Below are 24,316 nucleotides of genomic sequence, written 5' to 3' on the forward strand. Positions count from 1 at the left end.
TATGGTTATTAAATTCATAAACTTCGCTATTCTAATGCAAAGCGACAGAAAATGGGTAAACAATTGCATATCTTTAACGACAGAGAGTTAATTTATACAAAAAACGCTATTTTTATCTGAAATAACCCAATGAAAAATCAACGTAATTGTGTTTATGTAAAATTAAAACTCAAGCTTGAGTTATGAAAGAGGATTTAAATATAACTCTAGTATATGATTTAGTTACTCATCATTATCATCCGCCACTTTTTGATGAATGTATATTCTGATAAGAGGAAATCAATGAACGGAAAAAGAATAATAAAATGGATGCCAGGATTAGGCTTATTATTTAACTATAAGCGTGAATATTTTGGCTATGACTTAAAAGCAGGGCTTTCGGTTGCTGCCGTCGCGCTACCTGTTGCTATTGCTTATACTGAATTATTAGGCATTAATGCTATTGTTGGATTGTATGCCTGTATTTTCCCCATGATTATTTATGCATTATTTGGTACTTCTCGCCAATTAATTACGGGACCAGATGCAGCAACGTGTGCCGTTATTGCGGCAGTCGTTATTCCATTATCTGCTGGTGATGAAAATACACGATGGCAACTTGCCATTATTATGACTGCAATGACGGGGTTTTGGTGTATTTTAGCTAGCCATTTCCGATTGGGGGCATTCACTGACTTTTTGTCTCGTCCTATTCTTCAAGGGTTATTAAATGGTGTGGCTATCACCATTATGGTCGGGCAAATTAGTAAAGTATTTGGTTTTGACACTTCTCCAGAACACCTAATTGAAAAACTTATTGAAGTTCCATTTCGATTAATGGATGCGCATTTACCTACGGTATTGATGTCAGTGGTAACACTCGCCTTATTATTAGGTATTCGGTATTTTCGTAGCCGATGGCCAGCACCACTAATTGCTATGGTTGTAATGACTTATCTTAGCTGGCAATTTGATTTAGCAAGTTATGGTATTGCTATTGTGAATAAAGAAGCAGGAAATGTTGATCTATTCCTGCCAGTCGTGTCGATGAATGGATTTCATCCTAGTGTATTACGAGAGTTATTGGTTCCATCTATAAACTTGGCTGTCATTAGCTTTGTGAGTTTTATGATGACAGCTCGCAGTTTTGCCAGTAAAAATGGTTATGATGTCGATGCAGATCAAGAATTAAAAGCATTAGGTATTGCCAATATTGCGGCAGCACTTTCACAAGGATTTGCTGTAAGTGCAGCAAGTAGTCGTACCGCAGTCAATGATTCTGTCGGTGGTAAAACGCAATTAGTTTCTATTATCGCAGCACTGGTTATTCTACTGGTGCTATTATTTATGACAGATTTCCTCGCCTATATTCCATTATCTTCACTTGGAATTGTGTTGATCGTCTCTTCATGGTCACTGCTGAGTATTCGTCATATTTGGTCTTATCGTAAACGTAATAAACAAGCATTTACATTGGCATCATTCACCTTGTTAGCAGTGTTATTAGCAGGGGTGATTAATGGTATAGGCTTTGCGGTCTTATTAGGCTTATTACAATTTTTACGTATTGTTTTTCGACCAAGCGATCAGCTATTGGGTATCGATGAGCAAGGAATGGTTCACTCAATGAATAAGGATAATGGTATTGAACCTATCGATGGCTTAATGATGTACCGTTTTAATTCACCACTGACTTATTTTAATGTGGGTTATTTTAAAAAACGGGTACTTCAACTTGTTGATAGTGCACCTCAACGTCCAGCTTGGTTAGCGGTAGATGCAGCTGTAAGCTTTACCTATGATGATGTCAGTGTATTTGCCGCTATTGATGAACTAATACGAGAGTTGCGAATAAAAGGCGTTAAATTGGTTTTGGCAGGACGGAGAACAGAGTTAAATCGCTGGATTGAACGTAACAAAATTTCGCTCAATGAAGATGACTTGATTATTGCTCCTGATCTCTATTTTGTGATCAGACTTTATCAAAGCCGACAACAGATCAAAGAAAAACAGAAAGAAGCAAGAAAAGAAGCGTTAAAGCAAGAAGCTGAAAGCCAAGAAGCAGAGAGTAATAAAACATCGATATCAGAAGTATCAAGAGAGAGTCAGACTTCAACACCTTAAGCATTCCAGCTAAGTTTATGAGTGGTAATAAATAAACAGTAAAATCCCGTGATAAGTCGTTAGCTTATACACGGGATTTTTTATCGATAAGTTTTATGGGGAGTTATGTTTTGAATAAATTAGCGCATTTGTTGCGTTGTGTATTTGTTTTCAACCAACATAAATAAACGAAATAGGTAAATAATCATCCATGCTGAAGCCATATTTTTCAGAAGATAGAATAAGAAATTATGGATAAGATCAGGTAGTTGAATAGTTAGATTACTCACAAAACCAATGCCAAACTGCAATAAGATCCAAATACCTAAAGCAGGAATAAGTGAGCCAGATTCACTAAAGCCAATTTTCCAGCCTAAACGAATTGCACTACCCATATTTTGTTGGCGCACTAAAACAACGGGGGCTAATGCAAAACCAATAAGTAAAATGATGCCAGGAATAATCATCACCATAAAACCTGCGCTAATTAAAATAGAGCACAGAACAATTAATAAAAACATTTTTGGTAAGCGAGGTAAGCACGCGTTAAATGTTTGCCCAAGAGTAACATTGTGACCAGCAGAGATTGCCATAGCGAACATCAATAAGGTGAGAACCAAGATGCTTTGTTGTAATGTTTCAAATGCATACAGTGATAACACTTTTTTGGCAATACCCACGACACTGTTTGACATTGCTTCTAACTCCGCAGGAGAAGCAGAGGAAAGCTGTGTATTTTTAAAATTAGCCACAAATTCAATCATCACTTGGTATTCTTGAGGATTAGGGCCAATTAAGACATGAATTATCGCTAAAATAACAGCAAGGATAGCGGAAAGTGTAACAATACTACGTCGTTCATTCTTATAAAAATTCAGACTGTCTCGGTAGATTGTGCGTGCCGTGGTAGGCATGAAACTGCTCCTATAAAAAATAGACTGTGTCAATGCGCGCTATTGTACCTTCTACAACAACAAAATGGGATATTTTCTCTTACTTCTCTTATTTGGTTTTTTTCTTGTTATCAGTAATTAGAATATACTTATTATTTAAAATAAATAAAACATTATTTTAACATAAAAATAACCTTATTTTTAATTACATTTATCAGGATATTTTTATTCAAAAATTATTAATAAAAATAAATTTAATTATAAGAAAAAATTGTATTAATCGGTAATTTGATGCAGATCAATTATAAATAATCGCATTGATAAATAATAATAAGAGAAATAACACTTTCTGCAAAAATAATTCCAAAGTTGTGATCGGTATTAGATCATAATTATCAATAAATGGTTATATTTTTAGCGGAGATTTTACTTATTACAGGAATGGGTTAAATAATGAAAAAACTTTCTGCGCTTATTTTAGCGGCTGCAACTCTTGCGCCTTCTATTTCTTTTGCTCACCAAGCAGGTGATTTCTTATTCCGTGCAGGTACTGCAACTGTTCGCCCTAATGCAGGTTCTGATAATGTATTAGGTATTGGGCATTTTGAAGCTAATAATAATACCCAATTAGGTTTAACCTTTGGGTATATGATCACTGATAATATTGGTGTTGAGCTATTAGCAGCTACTCCTTTTGAGCACAAAGTATCATTAACAAACTTTGGTGAAATTGCGACAGTTAAACATTTACCACCAACATTAATGGCACAATATTACTTTGGTAATGGTGAAGATAAATTACGTCCTTATCTAGGTGCAGGTCTTAACTTTACCACTTTCTTTGATGAAAAATTCAATTCAGCGGGTAAAGGTGCTGGTTTATCTGACTTAGATCTTAAAGATTCATGGGGCTTTGCTGCACAAGCGGGTTTAGATTATAACCTCGATAAAAACTGGATGCTGAATGCGTCTGTTTGGTGGATGAATATCGAAACGGATGTTAAATTTAAAGCAGGTGAAGATAGACAATCAATCAGCACACGTTTAGACCCATTTGTCTTTATGTTTGGTGTGGGCTACCGTTTCTAATTATTCTTTCTTTAAAAGAATATCTTATAATGAAAAAGCGAAGTTTATCTTCGCTTTTTTTATCTTTTAAATTTGAACCAAGCCTTTCACTTTTAGATTATATAAATTCTCTCTTTTATTGTTGAATACATCATTTATGAGTAATTAAAAATAGAGATAAAACAAAAGATGCATTTTAAATATAATATTTAATATTTAAACATTAATAAAAATGCATCTTATATATATCTTTTATTTTTACCTTCTTAATAAGATAAAACAGTGTATTTTTATTTATTAAAAACCAATGGTCTTTTTATAAATAAAATAGGGTAATATATAGATTCATTTTAAATGCAACTTTATTTTATTTTAGTGGAAGTGCTTTGTGTATCAAGAGATAGAAAGAAATAAAAAAAGAATAAAAGAGGGTTAAGAGAAGCAATATTCATAAAAATAAGAAGGTTGGTTTTTAATCATTAAATGATTAATTATTCTTTTTAATTGTTCTCTTTACGAACATTTTTTCAAGTCGAAGTGAAAACACCCTTTTTTAATCTATTTGCGTTTTTTATAAAAATTGATCTGCTTTATGATAAAAGCTAATACTGATAATGGTGTACTTGACAAAAAAAGACCACCGAAAAGGTGGTCTGAAAAGTAAGGCTAAAGGAAGACTAGAATAAAGAAAGGATCAGCGAATCACCATTGAGTTGATAACACCTTTTACGCCAGTTACTTTACGGGTTGTTTCAATGGCACGATTAGCATCCGCTTGAGAAGAGACAAAACCACTTAATTGAACTTTACCTTTAAAAGTCTCAACGCTAATTTGTGTTGAGTTAAGATTTTTTTCACCAATTAGTGCTGTTTTAACTTTGGTAGTGATCACGGAGTCATCAAAATAACCCCCAGTACCTTCTGATGTTGCAGTTGGAGAACATGCAGACAACGTAAATGCCATCAGTAATGCCGCCATAACAGCGGAGATTTTTGCCCATAGTTTCATTATCAAACTCCTTATACATTGCGTAATTAATTGAGTATCTTTGAAAAGAAAATATAAAGCGCTTTATAAAGTATGTGCAAAAAATAAAATTTTGCCAAATTTTTATAGGTATTGATTATGTTACTTTAAATGGAGAAAAAAGAGGGATTGCGCCATTTCATGCGGACTAAGCACCAAAACGGGCCTTCAAAAGCGTGAGTCAATTAATAATGAATTAAGAGTAATCCGCTTAGAAAAATAGCAAACTATTCTCCTAAAGCGGATTGATTATGATAGTTAAGAGAGTGTAGCTGCTTTCATTTCTTGGACAAATTGAGTAAGCGCTTTAAGCATCACTTCAGGTTGATGAAGATTTTTCTCAATAATTTGTACAACGGCTGATCCTGAAATAGCACCCGCTGCACCATTTGCAATCGCCTCTTTCACTTGTTTTGGCTCTGAAATGCCAAATCCTTGTAATGCTGGGGGCGCATTATAGGTTTTTAGCTTGTCAGTAAGATGTGTTAGTGATTGTTCTGCGCGTTTATCTGTGCCAGTTACACCTGCTCTTGATAGTAAATAGGTATAACCTTTACCTGACGCTGCTAACTCTTGTAAAAGCTCATCATCAGCATTAGGCGGGCAAATAAAGATTGGAGCGATATTCGCTCGCTTTGCTGCCTCTCGGAACGCTTTTGATTCACGTAAGGGCACATCACCAATTAAGACAGAATCGACACCAGCTTGTTGGCATTTACCATAAAAATTATCAATCCCATTACTAAAAACAAGATTGGCATAAACTAATAGGCCAATAGGAATATTAGGATGCTTTTTACGTACATTAGCTAAAAGTGCAAAGCAATCAGTGGGAGTTACGCCAACATTGAGGGCACGTAAATTAGCACCTTGAATAGTAGGGCCATCTGCAAGAGGATCGGAAAATGGAATACCAATCTCTAAAGCATCTGCGCCACCTTCAATTAATGTATCAATAATTTGTAATGACAGCTCAGGAGAAGGATCACCTAATGTGACAAAAGGAACGAATGCGCCTTGCTGTTGTTGTGCTAATGCCTCAAAGCATACTTGATAACGGCTCATTAGATTTCTCCTCTTGCTGCTAAAATATCGTTTACAGTAAAAATATCTTTATCACCACGGCCTGATAAGTTCACAATTAATAACTGTTCTTTGTCAGGATTTTGTGCAATTAATTTCAGTGCATAAGCCAATGCATGAGAAGATTCTAAAGCTGGAATAATTCCTTCTCGGCGAGAAAGTGCTTTAAATGCTTCTATGGCTTCGTCATCGGTAACAGAAACATAATCAGCACGACCAATGCTGTTTAAATGTGCGTGTTGTGGTCCAACTGATGGGAAATCAAGACCCGCTGAAATTGAATATGACTCTTCAATTTGTCCTTCATCAGTCTGCATAATTGGGGATTTCATCCCAAAATAGATCCCTAATTTTCCATGTTTCAGAGGTGCGCCATGTTCACCTGTTTCAATGCCTTTACCCGCAGGTTCAACGCCAATGAGTTGCACAGGTGTTTCTGGAATAAAGGAAGCAAATAAACCGATAGCGTTAGAACCACCACCAATACAAGCAATAACAGCATCAGGTAGACGACCTTCACGCTCTAAGATTTGTGCTTTGGCTTCATCACCAATCATACGTTGAAACTCACGGACAATAGTTGGATAGGGATGAGGGCCTGCTGCTGTTCCTAATAAGTAATGCGCGCGATCGTAACAGCCAGACCAGTCGCGCAACGCCTCATTACAGGCATCTTTTAAGGTAGATGAACCACTATGAACGGGAATAACTTCAGCACCCATTAAACGCATACGAAAGACGTTAGGTGATTGACGTTCGACGTCTTTTGCACCCATATAAATACGACACTTCATATTAAGCAGTGCACAGGCCAAAGCCGTTGCAACACCATGTTGACCTGCCCCCGTTTCTGCAATAATTTCGGTTTTACCCATACGTTTTGCTAATAAGGCTTGGCCTAATACTTGGTTAGTTTTATGAGCGCCGCCATGCAGTAAATCCTCACGTTTTAGATATAAACGAGTCCGCGTGCCTTCTGTTAAATTACGGCAAAGAGTTAATGCTGTTGGTCTACCTGCATAATTTTTTAATAAATCTTGGAATTCTTGCTGAAAAGAGGGATCGTTTTGTGCATCAATAAAAGCTTGTTCGAGTTGATCCAACGCAGGAATTAAGATTTCAGGTACATATTGGCCACCAAATTCGCCAAAGTAGGGGTTAAGTTTTCTCATTGTGATGTCATCCTGTTTAAAATTTTATCTTTGTGAAATTTAGTTTTGCTATAATTGTGCAAAGACTTGGTTCAGACGTTGCGCATCTTTTATGCCCGGAGCCGATTCTACTCCAGAGTTAAAATCAAGCCCGATACAGCCTGTTTTAACTGCATCTAAACAGTTTTCACTGTTAAGACCACCTGCAAGTAATGCTTTTTCACGTATTGTGTTTGGAATTTTTTGCCAATTAAATGTTGTTCCTGTACCGCCTGTGCCGTTATCAAGTACATATTTATTAACGTGTGAAACGGGGAGAATATCACTGTGAATTGCCATATTTATGGCTTGCCAAATCTCACAGCTAGGTTGAATTTTTTGTCTAAGTTGCTCAATAAACTGAGCATCTTCTTGTCCATGTAATTGAATGGCAGATAAATTAAGTTTTTCTGCATAGTCACAAATAAGTTCAATAGGTTGGTTTTGAAAAACACCGACAAACGCTAAGGGGGCTTGTGTTATCAGCTCTTGAGCTTGTGACAATGTCACTTTACGTGGAGATTTTTCTGCGAAAATTAATCCTGCATAGTAAGCACCGGCTTGATAAACCGCTTTTACATCTTGTGTACGAGTTAACCCGCACACTTTATGCTTTCCCAAAACGAGTGCTCTTACTGCTTGGTCAATATTTTCTTGTGACATTAAGGCACTACCCACTAAAAAACCATTAGCATATTGGCTTAACTCTTGAACTTGCTGGTGGGTATGAATACCTGATTCACTGATCACGATTGCATCTTTAGGTAATCCTTGGCTTAACTGTTGGGTACGAACTAAATCAATAGAGAGATCTCGCAAATCGCGATTATTAATACCAATAACTTTGGCATTAAGCTTAATTGCTCGTTGACGCTCTTCTTCGGTGCTGACTTCGGTTAACACACCCATATTTAATTGATGAGCAACTGTTGATAGCGCGCGATATTGTTCATCATCTAAGACAGAAAGCATTAATAAAATGGCATCTGCTTGATAAAAACGTGCTAAATAGATTTGGTATTCATCAATAATAAAATCTTTGCACAAAACGGGCTGATGTACGGCTTGGCTGACTTGACGTAAATAATCAAAGCTTCCTTGAAAATATTTTTCATCGGTTAATACCGAAATTGCTGCAGCATAAGGCTGATAAATTTTTGCAATTGTAGCGGGATCAAAATCAGCACGAATTAATCCTTTTGAGGGCGATGCTTTTTTACATTCTAAAATAAAAACCGTATTAGGTTGAGTTAATGCCTGATAAAACGAGCGCGTTGAAGGCACTATTTGCTGCACAAATTCTGATAACGGTTGGCTTGCTTTACGTGCGATCAAATATTCTGCTTTATCTTTTACAATGGCGTTTAATACAGTCATGTTTTTATCCTCTCGCGGCTAATGCGGTAACACGATTTATTGCTTTACCGCTATAAATGGTGTGCATAGCAACTTCAGTATTTATTTTTAAATCTTCTTGCCCATGTAAACGCATTAATAAAGCGACATTTGCTGCGACAGATTCGGTATGTGCTCTTTTTCCTTCGCCTTGCAGTAAATTCGCCAATAATTGACGGTTAACTTCAGGTGTACCACCTTCTAAATCGGCCATTGAACAAGGACGAAGACCAAAATCACTTGGTGTGAGTTCATAACGCGTAATTTCACCATTACGTAATTCAGCGACTTGAGTCGGTGCATGTAACGACACTTCATCCATACCGCCACTGTGTACCACGGCGGCGCGTTCATAACCCAATACTTTTAGTGTGTCTGCAATAGGCATTAATAACTCAGGGCTATAAACACCAATTAATGCTAATGGTGGGCGTGCTGGATTAATCAAAGGACCTAATACGTTAAATAAGGTGCGTGTTTTTAGTTGTTGGCGCACAGGAGCAGCAAAACGAAAACCACTGTGATACTGCGGTGCGAATAAAAAGCAAAGTCCCACTTCATCTAATAATTGACGTGCATCATCTGCACTTCTATCTAATGGAATACCAAAAGCAGCGAGTAAGTCTGATGAGCCTGAGCGACTAGATACGCTACGGTTACCGTGTTTGGCAACTTTAATGCCGACTTCTGCCGCTACGAATGCGCTAGCAGTTGAGATATTGATGCTGTTCGCGCCGTCGCCACCTGTGCCAACAATATCGCAAAAAGTGTAATCAGGACGAGGAAATGGCAGTGCATTTTCAAGTAATGCTCGTACAGCACCGGCGATTTCTTGTGGATGTTCACCACGCATTTTCATGCTAATTAATACAGCGGCTAATTGTGATTCTGTTAATTCACCACGGATAATCGCGCTAAACAGGGTTTGGCTTTCTTCTAATGTTAACTGTTGAGCGCTAAATAATTTGTTGAAGATAGTTTCCATTTTATGCGTCTCCTTTAGGAGTTAATGCCCATGCGATTGTTTGTTCTAAAAGTTGTGCGCCTTTGGTGGTTAAAATTGATTCTGGGTGAAACTGGAAACCACATGTTTTATGTTGACGGTGACGCACCGCCATAACAGTGTTATCGCACCAAGCATTAATAATAAGTTGTGCTGGAACTTGTTCTCCTGAAAGTGAATGATAACGAGCAACGGGTAAAGGGTTAGGTAGATCTACAAACATTTCACTGTTATCGTGTTCAGCTAATGTCGCTTTACCGTGTAAGATCTCTCCACATGAAGAAACTTTGCCACCGTAAGCTTCAATGATGGCTTGATGGCCTAAACAGATACCAACAACAGGTAATGTACCTAATACGCGTTTTAACAGTTCAGGCATACAGCCCGCTTGTGAAGGTGCGCCAGGCCCCGGAGATAACAGTAAAATAGGGTTATCGAGTTCGCGCAACTTCTGTTCAATAAAATCAGCTGTGACGCTATTGCGATAAATCACCACGTTATTACCAAGGCTACGTATTTGATCAACAAGGTTATAAGTAAATGAGTCAATGTTATCGAGCAGTAAGATAGTCGCCATTAACAAGCCTCCTGCTGTTGTGTATCCGTATGCGCTTGTAAAATAGCGTTGATTACAGCTTGTGATTTATTGCGGGTTTCTTCCGCTTCCATTTTGGGATCTGAGTCGAGCACAATTCCGGCTCCGACTTGAATTGTGGCAATATTATTTTCAACATAAGCAGAGCGAATAACTATGCAAGTATCAAAATCACCGGCACCAGTAAAATAACCAATGGCTCCACCATAGCTACCACGTTTCGTTTTTTCATAGCGAGCAATTAATTGCATAGCACTGACTTTAGGCGCTCCCGATAACGTTCCCATATTCATACAAGCTTGATAAGCATGAAAAATGTCTAAGTCATCACGTAATTTTCCAACTACTCTAGAGACTAAGTGCATCACAAAAGCATAACGGTCAACTTTTGTTAACTCCGCGACATAACGGCTACCTGCTTGGCAAATGCGTGCTAAGTCATTACGCGCCAAATCAACTAACATTAAATGCTCTGAAAGTTCTTTGGTGTCAGTACGCATTTCTAGCTCAATACGGCTGTCTAAATCTGCATTAATTGAACCATCGGCATTGCGCCCTCTAGGACGAGTTCCCGCAATAGGGTAAATTTCAATTTGTCGATCACTGGTTTGATATTTCAGTGCGCTTTCTGGTGATGCACCAAAAACAGTGAATAGCGCATCTTGCATATAAAACAGATACGGGCTTGGGTTTTTCTGTTTCAACACTTGATATGCAGCAAGTGGTGAAGGGCAAGCTACTTGAAAGCGACGAGATGGCACGACTTGGAAAATATCACCACGACGAATATAGGTTTTCATTGCCTCAACGATATCACCATAGCCTTTATCATCCATATTGGTGTGTATTGTTGATCCTTCTGCTGTTAAAGCGTGGCGAATAGGGTGTTTTAACGGTTGTTTAGCCAGCGAAATTAACTCAGTTTGTCGTAAAGTGAGACGTTGGCATTCTGTTTTATCATCGGTAAATGCAATGGAAACCAATTGACTATCTTCATTTTGATGGTCGATCACGATTAATTGTTCGGCTAAATAAAAGCAATAATCAGGGCAAGAAAAATCACTTTCTAATTCAGGAATAGATTCAAATCCGCAGACTAAGTCATACGCAAATAAGCCACCAACAAAGATAAAGTTTGCATCTTTAGTATCTTTATTAACAAGAAAGAAGCGTAACGCATCAAATACGCTAGCAGATTTTAATTTGCTTTCTTCATCGGTCTCTTGTGAAGGCGTTGCAAAAGTAAAGACACACTGTTTGTCGTTTTCTGACGTCAAATTAGCTTTTTCTTTTAGTGCGATTTTTAATGCAGGCAATAACGCTTGTCCATTAACGCTTAATGCATCAATAGTGACTTGATTTTTTACTGCACTGATGCGTAATGCACTATCAACAATTAATAAGCTTTTTAAGTTCGCTTTAGTGTCGATTTGTGCGGATTCTAACAATAATGTGTAATGTTGATTTTCACATAATGTATTGAAAAGCAAAGCGGGTTCTCTGTGATAAGGCAGTGGCGTTGCCTTGGTATTAAATGAGAATGCAAGTGATGTATTCATTGTTATCGCTCTATATTATTTTCTTTATTTGCTGTTTTTAAAGCATAAAAAAACCCGCGTAGGCGGGTTTTAGATATCACTGACGTTAAGCCGGAGATCAAACCGCCCATAAAAGAGTGTTGCGCCACCAAAGAACGATAACATGTTGATTGATATTCATAAGATCTCCTTACAGCTAACGACGAATAAATGAAAAGTGAACTAGCTCGTGTTACGTACTAGTAAACTGGATTGTGTTAGGTTCGTCAAGTACTTTATGGCATACTCTTTAAAATTTATTATCTAGTTAAGGTGAAAAGGGAGACGTGATGACTGAAGGGCTATCTGATTTGAGAGTGATTTATGATTTACACAGCCACACTACCGCGTCAGATGGCGAGCTTTCACCAGAAGAATTGGTTGATAGAGCGATAGAGCGTCAAATTAATGTTTTAGCGATTACGGATCACGATACAACAGCGGCAATTGCACCGGCTAAGCATTATATTGCAGAAAAAAATCTGCCTCTTACTCTGATATCAGGTGTCGAAATATCGACTTTGTGGGAGAATATAGAAATCCATATTGTTGGATTAAATATTGATATTGACCATAACGCGATGAAATCGCTCCTTTCATCACAAAGCCAATGTCGTGAAACACGTGCGATAATGATAGGTGAGCGATTAGAAAAAGCAGGTATTGCCAATGCTTTTGAAGGCGCTAAAGCGCTAGCGCATGGTGGGCAAGTAACAAGAGGACACTTTGCCCGATTTTTAGTGAATGACGGACATGTTGCTTCAGTTAATAAAGTATTTAAACGTTATTTAGCGAAAGGAAAAACAGGCTATGTACCTCCGCAATGGTGCTCAATAGGTGACGCGGTCACAGCAATTCATGCTGCTGGTGGTGTTGCAGTATTAGCACATCCGGGTCGATATGGTCTATCTTCTAAATGGTTAAAACGATTAACACTTTATTTTAAACAACAAGGTGGTGATGCAATCGAAGTGGCACAATGCCAACAACCACCACAAGAACGAGAACAACACGCGGCATTAGCTCAATCTTATGAGCTAAAAGCTTCGTTAGGTTCTGATTTTCATCGTCCTTGCTCGTGGATAGAGTTGGGGCGTAATTTATGGTTACCCAGTGGCGTTGAACCAGTTTGGTCGCTATGGCAGGAGTAACATCAGAAATTCGTTGAGGGATGTATGAGCCAACTTTTTTATATTCACCCTGATAATCCGCAGGCTCGTTTAATTGAACAAAGTGCTGATATTTTACGCAAAGGTGGAGTGGTGATTTATCCAACAGACTCTGGTTATGCTATTGGCTGTTGTTTAGAAAATAAAGATGCAATGACGCGAATTTGTCGTATTCGCCAATTAGATAAAAAACACAATTTTACACTGATGTGCCGTGATTTATCAGAAATCGCCAATTACGCTTATGTTGATAATGTGGTATTTCGTTTAATAAAAAATAACACGCCAGGTAATTACACTTTTATCTTAAAAGCGACTAAAGATGTACCAAAGCGTTTGATGAATGATAAGCGTAAAACTATAGGCTTGCGTGTTCCTTCTAACCCTATTGCATTGGCATTGTTAGAAAATATTGGTGAGCCATTAATGTCAACTAGCCTGATTTTACCAGGCAATGATTTTGCTGAATCTGATCCGGAAGAAATCGAAGATTTATTAAGCAAACAAGTTGATTTGGTTATCCATGGTGGTTATTTAGGGCAAAAACCGACAACGGTAATTGATTTAACAGAAGACACCCCTGTCATCGTGCGTGAAGGTACGGGTGATATTACGCCATTTCAGTAAATTATTGAGTTGATTAAACGAGATTAGAAGCAAATGACTCGATAGTGAAGAAATTTATCACAAGATAAAGAGATAAAAGGTGAAGGGATGTATCGCTTGTGTTAAATTTATACATTGCGATAAAAATCATGGTGCTTATTTTTGAAATCGGTTATATCAACGCGTATTTTAAACGCAAAATACAATAACTCGATCTGCAGACAAACGACTAATTGTCGTTAAGATTTTTACCAACATCGTTTTATCGACACTATTTATCACAATATTGATGTGAAAAATCGTCAATATTGTTCACTATTGAATCAATAAACCTGTGTTTATTTCTTATGTTAATAAACATGGGTTATTTTTTACTTAATTGATTTTTAAAAATTAATTCTATTGTATGACGCCTGTGAAGGCGACAAATGAGGTTGTTTCATGAGCGATAAATCGCAACGTACTGAAAAGTTACAAAAAATCCTTGCTCGTTCTGGTCACGGCTCTCGTCGTGAGATTGAAGGTTATCTTCAAGAAGGACGTATCAGCATTGATGGTACAAAAGCAAAATTAGGTGATCGTATTGATGTCACCTCTACAGCAAAAATCCGCTTAGATGGTCGTATTCTAAATATTCGTGAAGCACAAAAAGATGTCTGTCGTGTGCTTGCTTATTATAAACCTGAGGGGGAGCTGTGTACTCGCAGTGATCCGCAAGGTCGTCCAACTGTTTTCCAACGTCTTCCTCGTCTTAACAGTGCTCGCTGGATTGCTGTTGGTCGTCTTGATGTAAACACCAGTGGATTACTGTTATTTACCACAGATGGTGAATTGGCTAACCGTTTAATGCATCCTAGCCGCGAAGTTGAGCGTGAATACGCAGTTCGTGTTTTTGGTGAAATCGATGATGCGAAAATTCGTCAATTAACGCGAGGTGTACAATTAGAAGATGGTCCTGCTTCATTCCGTTCTGTTTCTTACCGTGGTGGTGAAGGGATTAACCAATGGTACAATGTTTCACTGACTGAAGGGCGTAACCGTGAAGTGCGTCGTATGTGGGAAGCTGTTGGTGTACAAGTTAGCCGTCTTATTCGTGTTCGTTATGGTGATATTGATTTACCAAAAGGTTTACCGCGCGGTGGCTGGGTTGAATTAGGGTTAGCTCAAATCAACTATTTACGTCAGTTAGTTGAGTTAAACGACGAAACAGTAACAAAAGTTGCAGTGGAAAAAGATCAGCGTCGCATCAAAGCAAATCAGATCCGTCGTGCAGTTAAGCGTCATACTAAAATTTCAACACGCACTTCAACATCGCCTGCTAAAAGAGCATCAAGTCGTCGTCAATCAGCAGGAAATAAAAAGTAATTAGCGAATAATTATTTATTATTTTAAATTAAAATATCATTTTGAAAATAATCGCTCTATTTTAATAGGGCGATTATTTTTTTGACTACTTTCTTTTTTTTATAAATCTATTTATGATGACACTATTAGGGCGTATTTATTAATAACTTTATATTTAACGATAAGGTATTCAAAATAATATGTATCGTTATTTTCATTTAATTGCTGTGTTATATATAGCCTCTTTAGTCACGGGGTGTGATTATCCTGCTATAAGAGAAAAACAAAATGGTGTTTTCTACATCAACAATAATCAATTGGAACCTTTAGAGTTTAAAATTGATAATACTAAATTTGTGATGGGGAAAGGCGAAGTAAAAAAAATTAAACTTAATAATGGCGAACATATACTTATTGATAGTCAAGGTAAACAAAGTATATTTATGGTTTATCCTGGAAACCGAGGAGGAATAATTAATCCCAATAGAGATATCTATTATAGTTTCACCACGTTATTTAAACAAGAATATCCTCCATCTGAGGAAATCCGTATAGATGAACGTACTGTATGGGTTAATGGTATTCTTTTAAGAGGAGCGATTAATAGTTCTGACTCTCTCTTTATTGATAATAATATTTTTAGTTGTGATATTCCAATCGATGAACCACTACCTACTTATTTATCTGATTGGGAAGGTAATGAAAAAGTAAGTGCATTAACCAAATGTTTTACAAAAGATGATTTTTATCAATATATCATTAAATTTCCCTATGGAATTAAATTTTATTCTGAGCATGATTTATTAACTCAATATATAACAGAAGATAATTTTAATTGGATCGATAAAAATAATACACGAACAGATAGTTTATCTCCGTTAGATGATAACTTTAGCTTCAATGATGAAAAGTTGATGAAAGAAGCGATAAGCATTCATGAAGTAGTTAAAAAATATTTAACTTCAAGAGATCCTGCAGAAAGAAAATTATTTTATAGTGAGTATCATAAGCATATCATGAAGATGGCAATACTTTATGATCAACAAATAAGAAGTCATATTTTTGTTGATAGAGAGATGTATTTAGATTTTATTAAAAGAAATGGGCGTATATTTGGTGCTGGTATTTTAGGGGAGCCCATTCTTATTTAATATTCGAGTTCTTTACATAGTGGTTACCAATCTATGCCTTTTTGTGCTTTTATCCCACTATCAAAAGCGTGTTTAATAGGACGCATTTCTGTCACTGTATCTGCTAACTCGATTAATTTTCTATGGCAGCCTCTTCCAGTAATAATGACATTTTGATGGGCAGGGCGAGAGCTAATCGCTGAAATAACTTCATCTAATGGCAAATAGTTAAAGGTAATCATATAGGTAATTTCATCGAGAATAACTAGATCGTATTCTGGGTCATTAAGTAGTTTGAGTGCATATTGCCAAGTATTTAAACAAGCTACTGTATCTGTACTTTTATCTTGAGTTTCCCAAGTAAATCCTGTTTCCATCACATAGAAAGGTACACCAAACTGTTCTAATAAATTACGTTCACCGTTTTCCCATGTTCCTTTAATAAATTGCACAACACCGACCTTTTTTTGATGACCCACTGCGCGTGTCGCTGTACCCATCGCTGCCGTCGTTTTGCCTTTACCATTACCTGTAAAGATCATCAAGATACCTTGTTCTCGTTGAGCTTGCTCAATTCTAGTATCGACTTTCTCTTTTAAACGTTGTTGGCGCTTTTGGTGTTGTGCATTATTCATTTTGCTACCTCAAACTTAAATTACGTTATTCAGCGGGACCGGCTTTACGACCAGGTTGTGCATCTAAAGATTGTCCTTTCACATCAATACTGTCATCACTCATTAAATAGAGATATAACGGCATCAAATCTTTAGGTGTTTTTAGTTTTTGTGGGTTCTCATCAGGGAAGGCATTTGCTCGCATTGCAGTACGAGTACCACCAGGATTAATGCAGTTAATACGCAAGGTACTTTCGTTATATTCTTCATTAAGTACCTGCATAAAGCCTTCTGTAGCGAATTTAGAAACAGAATAAGCCCCCCAGCCATAGCGTCCTTGGCGACCAACGCTGGATGTAGTGAGAATGAGGCTTGCATGAGGTGCCTTGAGCATCAATGGTAATAGTGTTTTCGTGAGCATAAAAGTTGCATTGACGTTGACTTGCATCACGTCATGCCAAAGGTTACTTGGTTGATTAATAATAGGCTCGATAACGCCTAATAAGCCCGCATTTTGTAATACACCATCAAGATGGGGAAAACGTTTAACGAGTGTGTCAGCAAACTGTTGAAAGTCGTTCTCTGTTGCTGTAAGTAGATCAAGTGGATATAACATGGGTTGTTGACCACCTGATGTGATGATATCTTCTTGAACATCTTCAAGTTTTGATAGAGTACGTCCTAATAAGATAAGTGTTGCGCCATATTGCGCATAAGTTAGTGCGGCTTCTTTTCCTATACCATCACCAGCACCTGTTACTAGAATAATTTTATCTTTTAGCACGCTATGATCGGGTTGATATTGCAACATATTGATATCCTGTCTAGTAAAAAGTAAATAAAGTGTAACGTCTTATTTGTCTACCGACCAGTTTTGCCAGATTTTTTGTTTACAATTTATGGCTGTTTTCTTTATGGTATTAAACATAATCATGCCTTTGTTGCTGGCGCTAAAGCAGAATTTCGTTAAACTAGGCATATTGGTTTTAGTCAGTGTTATTAACCTTAAAAAGAGGTCTTTGTGGAGTATATTTTACAATATGGACTGTTTTTAGCAGAGATTGCCACTGTTGTTGTGGCGATTATCGCTATCGTGTTGTTTTTCGTTGTGATTGGAAATAAAAAACAAAATCGTAAAGGGACGTTAAGAGTGACAGATCTTGCTGAAGCTTACGAAGAAAAACAGCGTGTTATGCAACAAGCAAAAATGGACGATGCTGAATTAAAAGTCTGGTATAAAGCGTTTAAAAAGCAGCAGAAAAAAGAGAATAAACAGAGTAAAAACAATGCAAAAGAAGGGAAAAAAGGCGTTGTAAAACCTTGTTTATATGTGCTTGATTTTAACGGTAGTATGGATGCACACGAAGTGGGTGCATTACGCGAAGAAATTAGTGCCATTCTTTCTGTTGCACAAGCAAATGATGAAGTGTTACTGCGTTTAGAAAGTCCTGGTGGCATGGTTCACGGATATGGATTAGCCGCAGCTCAATTAACTCGCCTAAAAGAAAAAGGGATTAAACTGACCGCCGTTGTCGATAAAGTGGCGGCTAGTGGGGGATATATGATGGCATGTGTGGCAGATAAAATTGTTGCTGCGCCATTTGCGATTATTGGTTCGATTGGTGTTGTCGCTCAGATCCCTAACATTCACCGCTTACTTAAGAAAAATGATATTGATGTTGAGTTACATACTACTGGCGAATATAAGCGTACATTGACCTTGTTAGGCGAAAATACCGAAGAAGGCCGTGAGAAATTTAAGCAAGATTTAAATGAAACACATTTATTGTTTAAATCATTTGTGCATAAATACCGCCCACAACTTGATATCGATAGTGTTGCAACTGGAGAATATTGGTACGGCTCTGAAGCGTTAAATAGAGGCTTAATTGATGAGGTTGGAGTGAGTGATGATTGGTTGATCAATCATATTAATGACTTTGAAGTTCTCTCTGTCCAATATGTTACCAAGAAGAAAATGGTTGAGCGCGTTACAAGTGGTGCAATGGAAAGCATCGATAAATTGATGATGCGTTGGGTACAAAGAAGTAAAAAACCACTTCTATAAGCCAAATAAAGATGTAATACATGATATCAGTGATACAAGTTATCGCTGATATCATCCTTCCTTCTTCCTTACTAAACATGATCCTTAAACTTACCGAATAAATATTCTAATTTTCATTCCGATAAAGCAAAAAAAACCAGTGAAAATATCACTGACAATCAAAGAAATAATTGATATTACTGATTGTATTGATAGGCAAGTATAATCGTGAATTAAAATGTGACAGATAATTTCACCTTAGGATAAAAGTGAGTTTTTATTCTTTTATTTTGTTTAATTATGCCAGTTATTGGCATCTAGATTAAGGCAATAACTGGCAAGTAAATTCTCTTTTTTGCTATCGATAAAGAGTAAATGAATTTACTTTAGGAAATAAATAAAAATAATCACAAAGATGACTTATTCTAAATGGTATTTATCAGATAACACATGAGCTAAGTGCTTAAACATATTGAATGCTGCGGTGCTTTTTGCTGTAGGCAAACCTTGTTTATCTAAAAAAAATTCGCCTTTAAATACGAGGACATTACCTTTCTGTTCAACTGAATCAGCACGCATACCTTGTAAATAATCTTCATGTTCACATATGATTTTATTCGCTTTTTCAAGTAGCATCTCTGTTGTGATCGGTGTAGTTTGTTTTGACATAATCTGTGCTCCTTAGAAAAATAATTTGTTGCGCCTCACTTTTTATCAGGTAGAGTGTGGCATTTTTAAAAGCTTAGCTACTCTATATGTAGCAAACAATGATTTGCCTGTTCCTGATCAAGGCTGTGAGGTAATTAAAATACCTCAAAAAAGGGCATGAGTTTTGAGCTCAAACAAAAGCTTTGAATAAAAACAGGTTGATATATTGCAAAACTAACGCAATATAAAAAAGAGATTTTAAACATTTTTTTAGTTGAGGGTATTAAACAATACCGTCATAACAAAGTTTAATTAGGTAAAGGTAATTATGGGTAAAGCTCTTGTTATCGTGGAGTCCCCGGCTAAAGCCAAAACGATCAATAAATATCTTGGCAATGACTACGTAGTTAAATCTAGCGTGGGTCACATTCGTGATTTGCCAAAGAGTGGTTCTGGCAGCCAGAAGAGCGAAAACTCATCCGCCACGAAAGGCGTGAAAAAAGTTAAAAAGGATGAGAAGTCAGCCTTAGTCAGTCGTATGGGCGTTGATCCCTATAATGGATGGAATGCGAATTATCAAATTCTACCCGGCAAAGAAAAAGTCGTGGCTGAACTAAAAGCATTGGCTGAGAAAGCTGATCATGTCTATCTCGCAACGGACCTTGACCGCGAAGGAGAAGCTATCGCGTGGCATTTACGCGAAGTTATCGGCGGTGATGATGAACGATTTAGTAGAGTGGTTTTTAACGAAATCACTAAAAATGCTATTACACAAGCTTTCCAAACTCCAGGTGAGTTAAATATAGATCGCGTTAACGCGCAACAAGCACGTCGCTTTATGGATCGTGTTGTGGGCTATATGGTTTCACCTTTACTTTGGAAAAAAGTTGCTCGTGGATTATCTGCGGGTCGAGTTCAATCAGTTGCTGTGCGTCTTTTAGTTGAACGTGAGCGTGAAATTAAAGCCTTTGTTCCTGAAGAATATTGGCAATTACATGCATCATTATTAACGCCTGATGAACAGCCTTTGCGTATGGAAGTCACGCATTATAATGATAAAGCCTTCAACCCTGTTTCATCTGATGAAACTCAGGTAGCGGTTAAGGCATTACAAAATGCGGCCTTCACGGTAAAAGATCGTGAAGATAGACCAACATCAAGTAAACCAAGTGCACCGCTTATCACATCAACCTTACAGCAAGCGGCAAGTACGCGTTTAAGCTTTGGTGTGAAAAAGACGATGATGCTTGCTCAGCGCCTTTATGAAGCTGGTTATATAACTTATATGCGTACTGACTCAACTAACTTAAGTCAGGATGCCATTCAAATGGCGCGCGATTATATCAATGAGAATTTTGGTGCTAAATATTTGCCGAAAGAGCCAAATGTTTATTCGAGCAAAGAAAATTCTCAAGAAGCGCATGAAGCTATCCGACCTTCTGATATTAATGTTATCGCTGAATCTTTAAAAGATATGGATAACGATGCCAAACGTTTATACCAACTGATTTGGAATCAATTTGTTGCTTGTCAAATGACACCAGCAAAATACGATTCAACGACATTAACCGTCGAAGCAGGTGATTATAAACTCCGGGCTAAAGGTCGTACTTTGCGTTTTGCAGGTTGGACGAAAGTCATGCCAGCGATGCGGAATAAAGATGAAGATAAAACTTTACCTGCGGTTGATGTAGGGGCAACACTGGCTTTAGCTGAGTTAGAGCCAACTCAGCACTTTACCAAGCCACCAGCACGTTTTAGCGAAGCAACGTTAGTTAAAGAATTAGAAAAACGTGGAATTGGCCGTCCTTCAACGTATGCATCTATCATCTCTACCATTCAAGATCGTGGTTATGTGAAAGTTGAAAACCGTCGCTTTTATGCAGAAAAAATGGGTGAAATTGTAACCGATCGCTTAGAAGAGAATTTTAGCGATTTAATGAATTACGATTTTACTGCGCAAATGGAAGATCACCTTGACCATGTTGCCAATAATGAAGAGAACTGGAAAGAAGTATTAGATGCGTTCTTCAGCGATTTTAGTCAGCAACTAGAGGTCGCTGAAAAAGATCCTGAAGAAGGTGGAATGCGGCCAAATCCAATGGTAATCACGTCGATTGAATGCCCAACTTGTTCTCGTCATATGGGAATTAGAACGGCGACAACAGGCGTATTCTTAGGATGTTCTGGGTATGCTTTACCGCCTAAAGAGCGTTGTAAACAGACTATTAACCTTATTCCTGAAGATGAATTATTGAATATTCTGGAAGGGGAAGATGCAGAAACTAACGCATTACGAGCTCGTCGTCGTTGCCCGAAATGTGGTACTGCAATGGACAGTTACCTGATTGACACGCATCGTAAATTACATGTTTGTGGTAATAACCCTGCATGTGATGGTTATGAAGTCGAAGAGGGTGAATTCCGCTTAAAAGGTTACGAAGGGCCAGTCATAGAGTGTGATAAATGTGGCGCTGAAATGCACCTGAAAATGGGGCGTTTTGGTAAATACATGGGTTGCACCAATGATGAATGTAAAAATACCCGTAAAATCTTAAAAAGTGGTGAGATTGCGCCACCAAAGGAAGATCCTGTACCGCTTCCTGAGTTGCCGTGTGAAAAATCGGATGCGTATTTTGTCTTACGTGATGGTGCCGCGGGTGTATTCTTAGCCGCAAATACCTTCCCTAAATCAAGAGAAACGCGAGCACCAAAAGTAGAAGAACTGGTGCGCTTTAAAGACCGTTTAGCAGAGAAAATGCGTTATTTAGCAGAAGCTCCAGTGGCTGATCCTGAAGGAAACCCAACTATTGTGCGTTTTAGTCGTAAAACAAAACAGCAATATGTTTCTTCAGAGAAAGAGGGTAAAGCAACAGGTTGGTCTGCATTTTATGTCGATGGCAAGTGGGTTGAAAAAACCAAATAACATTGACATTACGTGGTAAATAAAAAAGCGACTAATGAGAGTTAGTCGCTTTTTTGTATTAAGAAGGTATGCTAATTAAATATACCAAAACAGTATTAATGGTTAATTTCTATTTGTCTGATGCTTTACCTTGCTAATAATAAGACGGAGATACTATGAAACTGATACCTTTGTTACTATCTAGCTTACTCTTCACTTCAGTGGCAAGTGCTGCAACGTTAGATGTCACGTTAAAAGAAGCGTTACCAACGGGTGCTGGTAACGATATTGGTGTTGTCACTATCACTGAAACTGATTATGGGCTGTTATTTACGCCAAAACTTTCCGGATTAACACCGGGTATTCATGGTTTTCATATTCATGCTAATGGTTCTTGTGAGCCAGATATGAAAGATGGCAAACCTGTACCTGCTTTAAAAGCGGGAGGGCATTTAGATCCTGAAAAAGTCGGTGTTCACTTGGGGCCTTATAATAAAGATGGGCATTTAGGCGATTTACCAGGATTAGTTGTCAATGATAAAGGTGTTGCTGATTACGCAGTATTAGCACCAAAACTCACTAAGCTTGAGCAAGTAAAAGATAAAGCAATTATGGTGCATGTGGGAGGGGACAATTATTCTGATGATCCTGAGGCTCTTGGCGGTGGTGGCGCAAGAATGGCATGTGGTGTGATTAAATAATTTAGTGCCACTATTATTATGGGGTAAAAGCTGACAAATAAGGTCGGCTTTTTTTATGCTTCTTTATAGCTTATAACTATTCGATATAACAAAATCTAAATAACACTATTAATTACGTTAGACCGAAATGAAATAAATGATATAGTGGTTATATATTACATCTTTATTATTCTTTTTAGTTATATGAATATAAATAGAATAACGGAATAATAAGTCTTTTGTTGAAGGGATAGCCTCTCCATGAAATTACAACAGTTGCGTTATATCGTTGAAGTGGTGAATAACGATTTAAATGTTTCGACCACGGCAGAGCGTTTGTATACATCTCAACCGGGAATAAGTAAACAAATTCGTATGTTAGAGGATGAGCTCGGTATACAAATATTTTCTCGTAGTGGGAAGCATTTAACGCATGTGACACCAGCGGGTGAAGAAATTGTAAGGCTATCTCGAGAGATTTTATCAAAAACAGAAGCTATTCGTTCAGCTGCGGGCGAACACACTTATCCAGATAGAGGTTCACTATCGATTGCAACAACGCATACGCAAGCTCGTTATGTATTACCTCCTGTAATAAAAGGATTTATTGAGCGCTATCCAGATGTTTCACTGCATATGAACCAAGGTTCGCCAACGCAAATTGCTGAAGATGTATGCAGAGGTAAAAGTGATTTTGCGATAGCGACAGAATCGCTGCATCTTTATAACGATTTAGTGATGCTACCTTGTTATCGTTGGAACCGTATTGTAGTGGTGTCAAAAGATCATCCTCTGGCACAAAAACGAGAAGTAACGTTAAAAGAGCTTGCAGATTACGATATCGTTACTTATACCCAAGGTTTTACAGGACGTTCAGATCTTGATGATGCATTCGGTAAAGTAGGGTTAAAACCTAAAATAGTTTTCACTGCAACTGATGCGGATGTCATTAAAACTTATGTGAGACTGCATTTAGGTATTGGTGTAATTGCCAGTATGGCATTTGATCCCGTACTTGATAGTGATTTAGTTGCTATTGATATGCGTGATAAATTTAGTTATAGCACTACTAAAATTGCATTTCGACGCAGTGGTTTCTTACGTGGTTATATGTATGATTTTATGTGGCGTTTTGCCCCTCATCTTACGCGTAATTTGATTGAGCAAGCTGTTGCGTTACGAACAAATGAAGAGATTGAAGAGTTATTTAAAGATATTGAATTACCATTAGTGTAATACTGAAAGGCGGGTTATTCCCGC

Annotated in this window: 19 protein-coding genes and 1 pseudogene; 10 read left to right on the forward strand and 10 right to left on the reverse strand. The window is 37.5% G+C overall.

Annotated features, from left to right (window positions below):
- Window positions 1-282 precede the first annotated feature (282 nt).
- Window positions 283-2,103 (forward strand): SulP family inorganic anion transporter, encoded by a 1,821-nt coding sequence (locus tag H1225_RS06015; protein ID WP_161748072.1) that lies wholly within the window; start codon window positions 283-285, stop codon window positions 2,101-2,103.
- 119 nt (window positions 2,104-2,222) lie between these two features.
- On the opposite strand, the gene H1225_RS06020 is transcribed toward H1225_RS06015, so the two are convergent.
- On the reverse strand, window positions 2,223-2,996 hold the full coding sequence (locus H1225_RS06020) for a YciC family protein (protein ID WP_109400366.1): 774 nt from the start codon (window positions 2,994-2,996) through the stop codon (window positions 2,223-2,225).
- Between the two features lie 432 nt (window positions 2,997-3,428).
- Between H1225_RS06020 and ompW the strand changes: the two genes are divergently transcribed.
- Window positions 3,429-4,064, forward strand: coding sequence for an outer membrane protein OmpW (gene ompW, locus H1225_RS06025; RefSeq protein WP_006536979.1), 636 nt, complete (start codon window positions 3,429-3,431; stop codon window positions 4,062-4,064).
- A gap of 673 nt (window positions 4,065-4,737) precedes the next feature.
- Here ompW and H1225_RS06030 read toward each other — a convergent pair.
- The 6 genes and pseudogenes from H1225_RS06030 to H1225_RS06060 all read right to left on the reverse strand — a co-directional run bounded on the left by H1225_RS06030 (window position 4,738) and on the right by H1225_RS06060 (window position 11,895).
- Window positions 4,738-5,052, reverse strand: a complete 315-nt coding sequence (locus H1225_RS06030; protein WP_006536978.1) for a BON domain-containing protein — start codon at window positions 5,050-5,052, stop codon at window positions 4,738-4,740.
- Window positions 5,053-5,328: 276 nt separating this feature from the next.
- Window positions 5,329-6,135 (reverse strand): tryptophan synthase subunit alpha, encoded by an 807-nt coding sequence (gene trpA / locus H1225_RS06035; RefSeq protein ID WP_006536977.1) that lies wholly within the window; start codon window positions 6,133-6,135, stop codon window positions 5,329-5,331.
- Window positions 6,135-7,325 (reverse strand): tryptophan synthase subunit beta, encoded by a 1,191-nt coding sequence (trpB, locus tag H1225_RS06040; RefSeq protein WP_006536976.1) that lies wholly within the window; start codon window positions 7,323-7,325, stop codon window positions 6,135-6,137. Before trpB ends, trpA begins: the two co-directional genes overlap by 1 nt.
- 48 nt (window positions 7,326-7,373) lie before the next feature.
- On the reverse strand, window positions 7,374-8,720 hold the full coding sequence (gene trpCF / locus H1225_RS06045; RefSeq protein ID WP_006536975.1) for a bifunctional indole-3-glycerol-phosphate synthase TrpC/phosphoribosylanthranilate isomerase TrpF: 1,347 nt from the start codon (window positions 8,718-8,720) through the stop codon (window positions 7,374-7,376).
- 4 nt (window positions 8,721-8,724) lie between these two features.
- Window positions 8,725-10,318 (reverse strand): annotated as a pseudogene (gene trpD / locus H1225_RS18470) (bifunctional anthranilate synthase glutamate amidotransferase component TrpG/anthranilate phosphoribosyltransferase TrpD).
- Window positions 10,318-11,895 (reverse strand): anthranilate synthase component 1, encoded by a 1,578-nt coding sequence (locus tag H1225_RS06060; RefSeq protein ID WP_109847586.1) that lies wholly within the window; start codon window positions 11,893-11,895, stop codon window positions 10,318-10,320. The pseudogene trpD and the gene H1225_RS06060 overlap by 1 nt, the downstream one beginning before the upstream one ends.
- Window positions 11,896-12,203: 308 nt before the next feature.
- Between H1225_RS06060 and rnm the strand changes: the two genes are divergently transcribed.
- The 4 genes from rnm (at window position 12,204) to H1225_RS06080 (ending at window position 16,183) form a co-directional block, all read left to right on the forward strand.
- Window positions 12,204-13,064, forward strand: coding sequence for an RNase RNM (gene rnm / locus H1225_RS06065; RefSeq protein WP_161669296.1), 861 nt, complete (start codon window positions 12,204-12,206; stop codon window positions 13,062-13,064).
- 24 nt (window positions 13,065-13,088) lie between these two features.
- Complete coding sequence (locus tag H1225_RS06070; protein ID WP_072062510.1) at window positions 13,089-13,709, forward strand: L-threonylcarbamoyladenylate synthase; 621 nt, start codon at window positions 13,089-13,091, stop codon at window positions 13,707-13,709.
- 420 nt (window positions 13,710-14,129) lie between these two features.
- Entirely contained in the window at window positions 14,130-15,053 is a 924-nt protein-coding gene (gene rluB, locus H1225_RS06075; RefSeq protein WP_072062509.1) for a 23S rRNA pseudouridine(2605) synthase RluB, read from the forward strand.
- Window positions 15,054-15,232: 179 nt separating this feature from the next.
- Complete coding sequence (locus tag H1225_RS06080; protein ID WP_109847584.1) at window positions 15,233-16,183, forward strand: hypothetical protein; 951 nt, start codon at window positions 15,233-15,235, stop codon at window positions 16,181-16,183.
- A gap of 23 nt (window positions 16,184-16,206) precedes the next feature.
- Here the strand turns inward: H1225_RS06080 and cobO are convergent, their stop codons facing one another.
- On the reverse strand, window positions 16,207-16,797 hold the full coding sequence (gene cobO, locus H1225_RS06085) for a cob(I)yrinic acid a,c-diamide adenosyltransferase (protein WP_006536964.1): 591 nt from the start codon (window positions 16,795-16,797) through the stop codon (window positions 16,207-16,209).
- A 25-nt stretch (window positions 16,798-16,822) separates the two neighbouring features.
- The gene (locus tag H1225_RS06090) at window positions 16,823-17,584 is read right to left on the reverse strand and encodes a YciK family oxidoreductase (RefSeq protein WP_239739686.1); all 762 of its coding nucleotides are present in this window, start codon (window positions 17,582-17,584) and stop codon (window positions 16,823-16,825) included.
- 213 nt (window positions 17,585-17,797) lie between these two features.
- Between H1225_RS06090 and sohB the strand changes: the two genes are divergently transcribed.
- Window positions 17,798-18,844, forward strand: coding sequence for a protease SohB (gene sohB, locus H1225_RS06095; RefSeq protein ID WP_239739555.1), 1,047 nt, complete (start codon window positions 17,798-17,800; stop codon window positions 18,842-18,844).
- 399 nt (window positions 18,845-19,243) lie between these two features.
- Here sohB and H1225_RS06100 read toward each other — a convergent pair whose 3' ends face one another.
- Entirely contained in the window at window positions 19,244-19,492 is a 249-nt protein-coding gene (locus H1225_RS06100; protein ID WP_006536960.1) for a YciN family protein, read from the reverse strand.
- Window positions 19,493-19,799: 307 nt separating this feature from the next.
- On the opposite strand from H1225_RS06100, the gene topA reads away from it, so the two are divergent.
- The 3 genes from topA to cysB all read left to right on the forward strand — a co-directional run bounded on the left by topA (window position 19,800) and on the right by cysB (window position 24,292).
- The gene (gene topA, locus H1225_RS06105) at window positions 19,800-22,397 is read left to right on the forward strand and encodes a type I DNA topoisomerase (protein ID WP_072062505.1); all 2,598 of its coding nucleotides are present in this window, start codon (window positions 19,800-19,802) and stop codon (window positions 22,395-22,397) included.
- A 155-nt stretch (window positions 22,398-22,552) separates the two neighbouring features.
- Window positions 22,553-23,077, forward strand: coding sequence for a superoxide dismutase family protein (gene sodC, locus H1225_RS06110; RefSeq protein WP_006536955.1), 525 nt, complete (start codon window positions 22,553-22,555; stop codon window positions 23,075-23,077).
- A 240-nt stretch (window positions 23,078-23,317) separates the two neighbouring features.
- The gene (gene cysB, locus H1225_RS06115) at window positions 23,318-24,292 is read left to right on the forward strand and encodes an HTH-type transcriptional regulator CysB (RefSeq protein WP_006536954.1); all 975 of its coding nucleotides are present in this window, start codon (window positions 23,318-23,320) and stop codon (window positions 24,290-24,292) included.
- Window positions 24,293-24,316 lie beyond the last annotated feature (24 nt).

Source organism: Proteus penneri (genome assembly GCF_022369495.1).
Classification (GTDB): Bacteria; Pseudomonadota; Gammaproteobacteria; order Enterobacterales; family Enterobacteriaceae; genus Proteus; species Proteus penneri.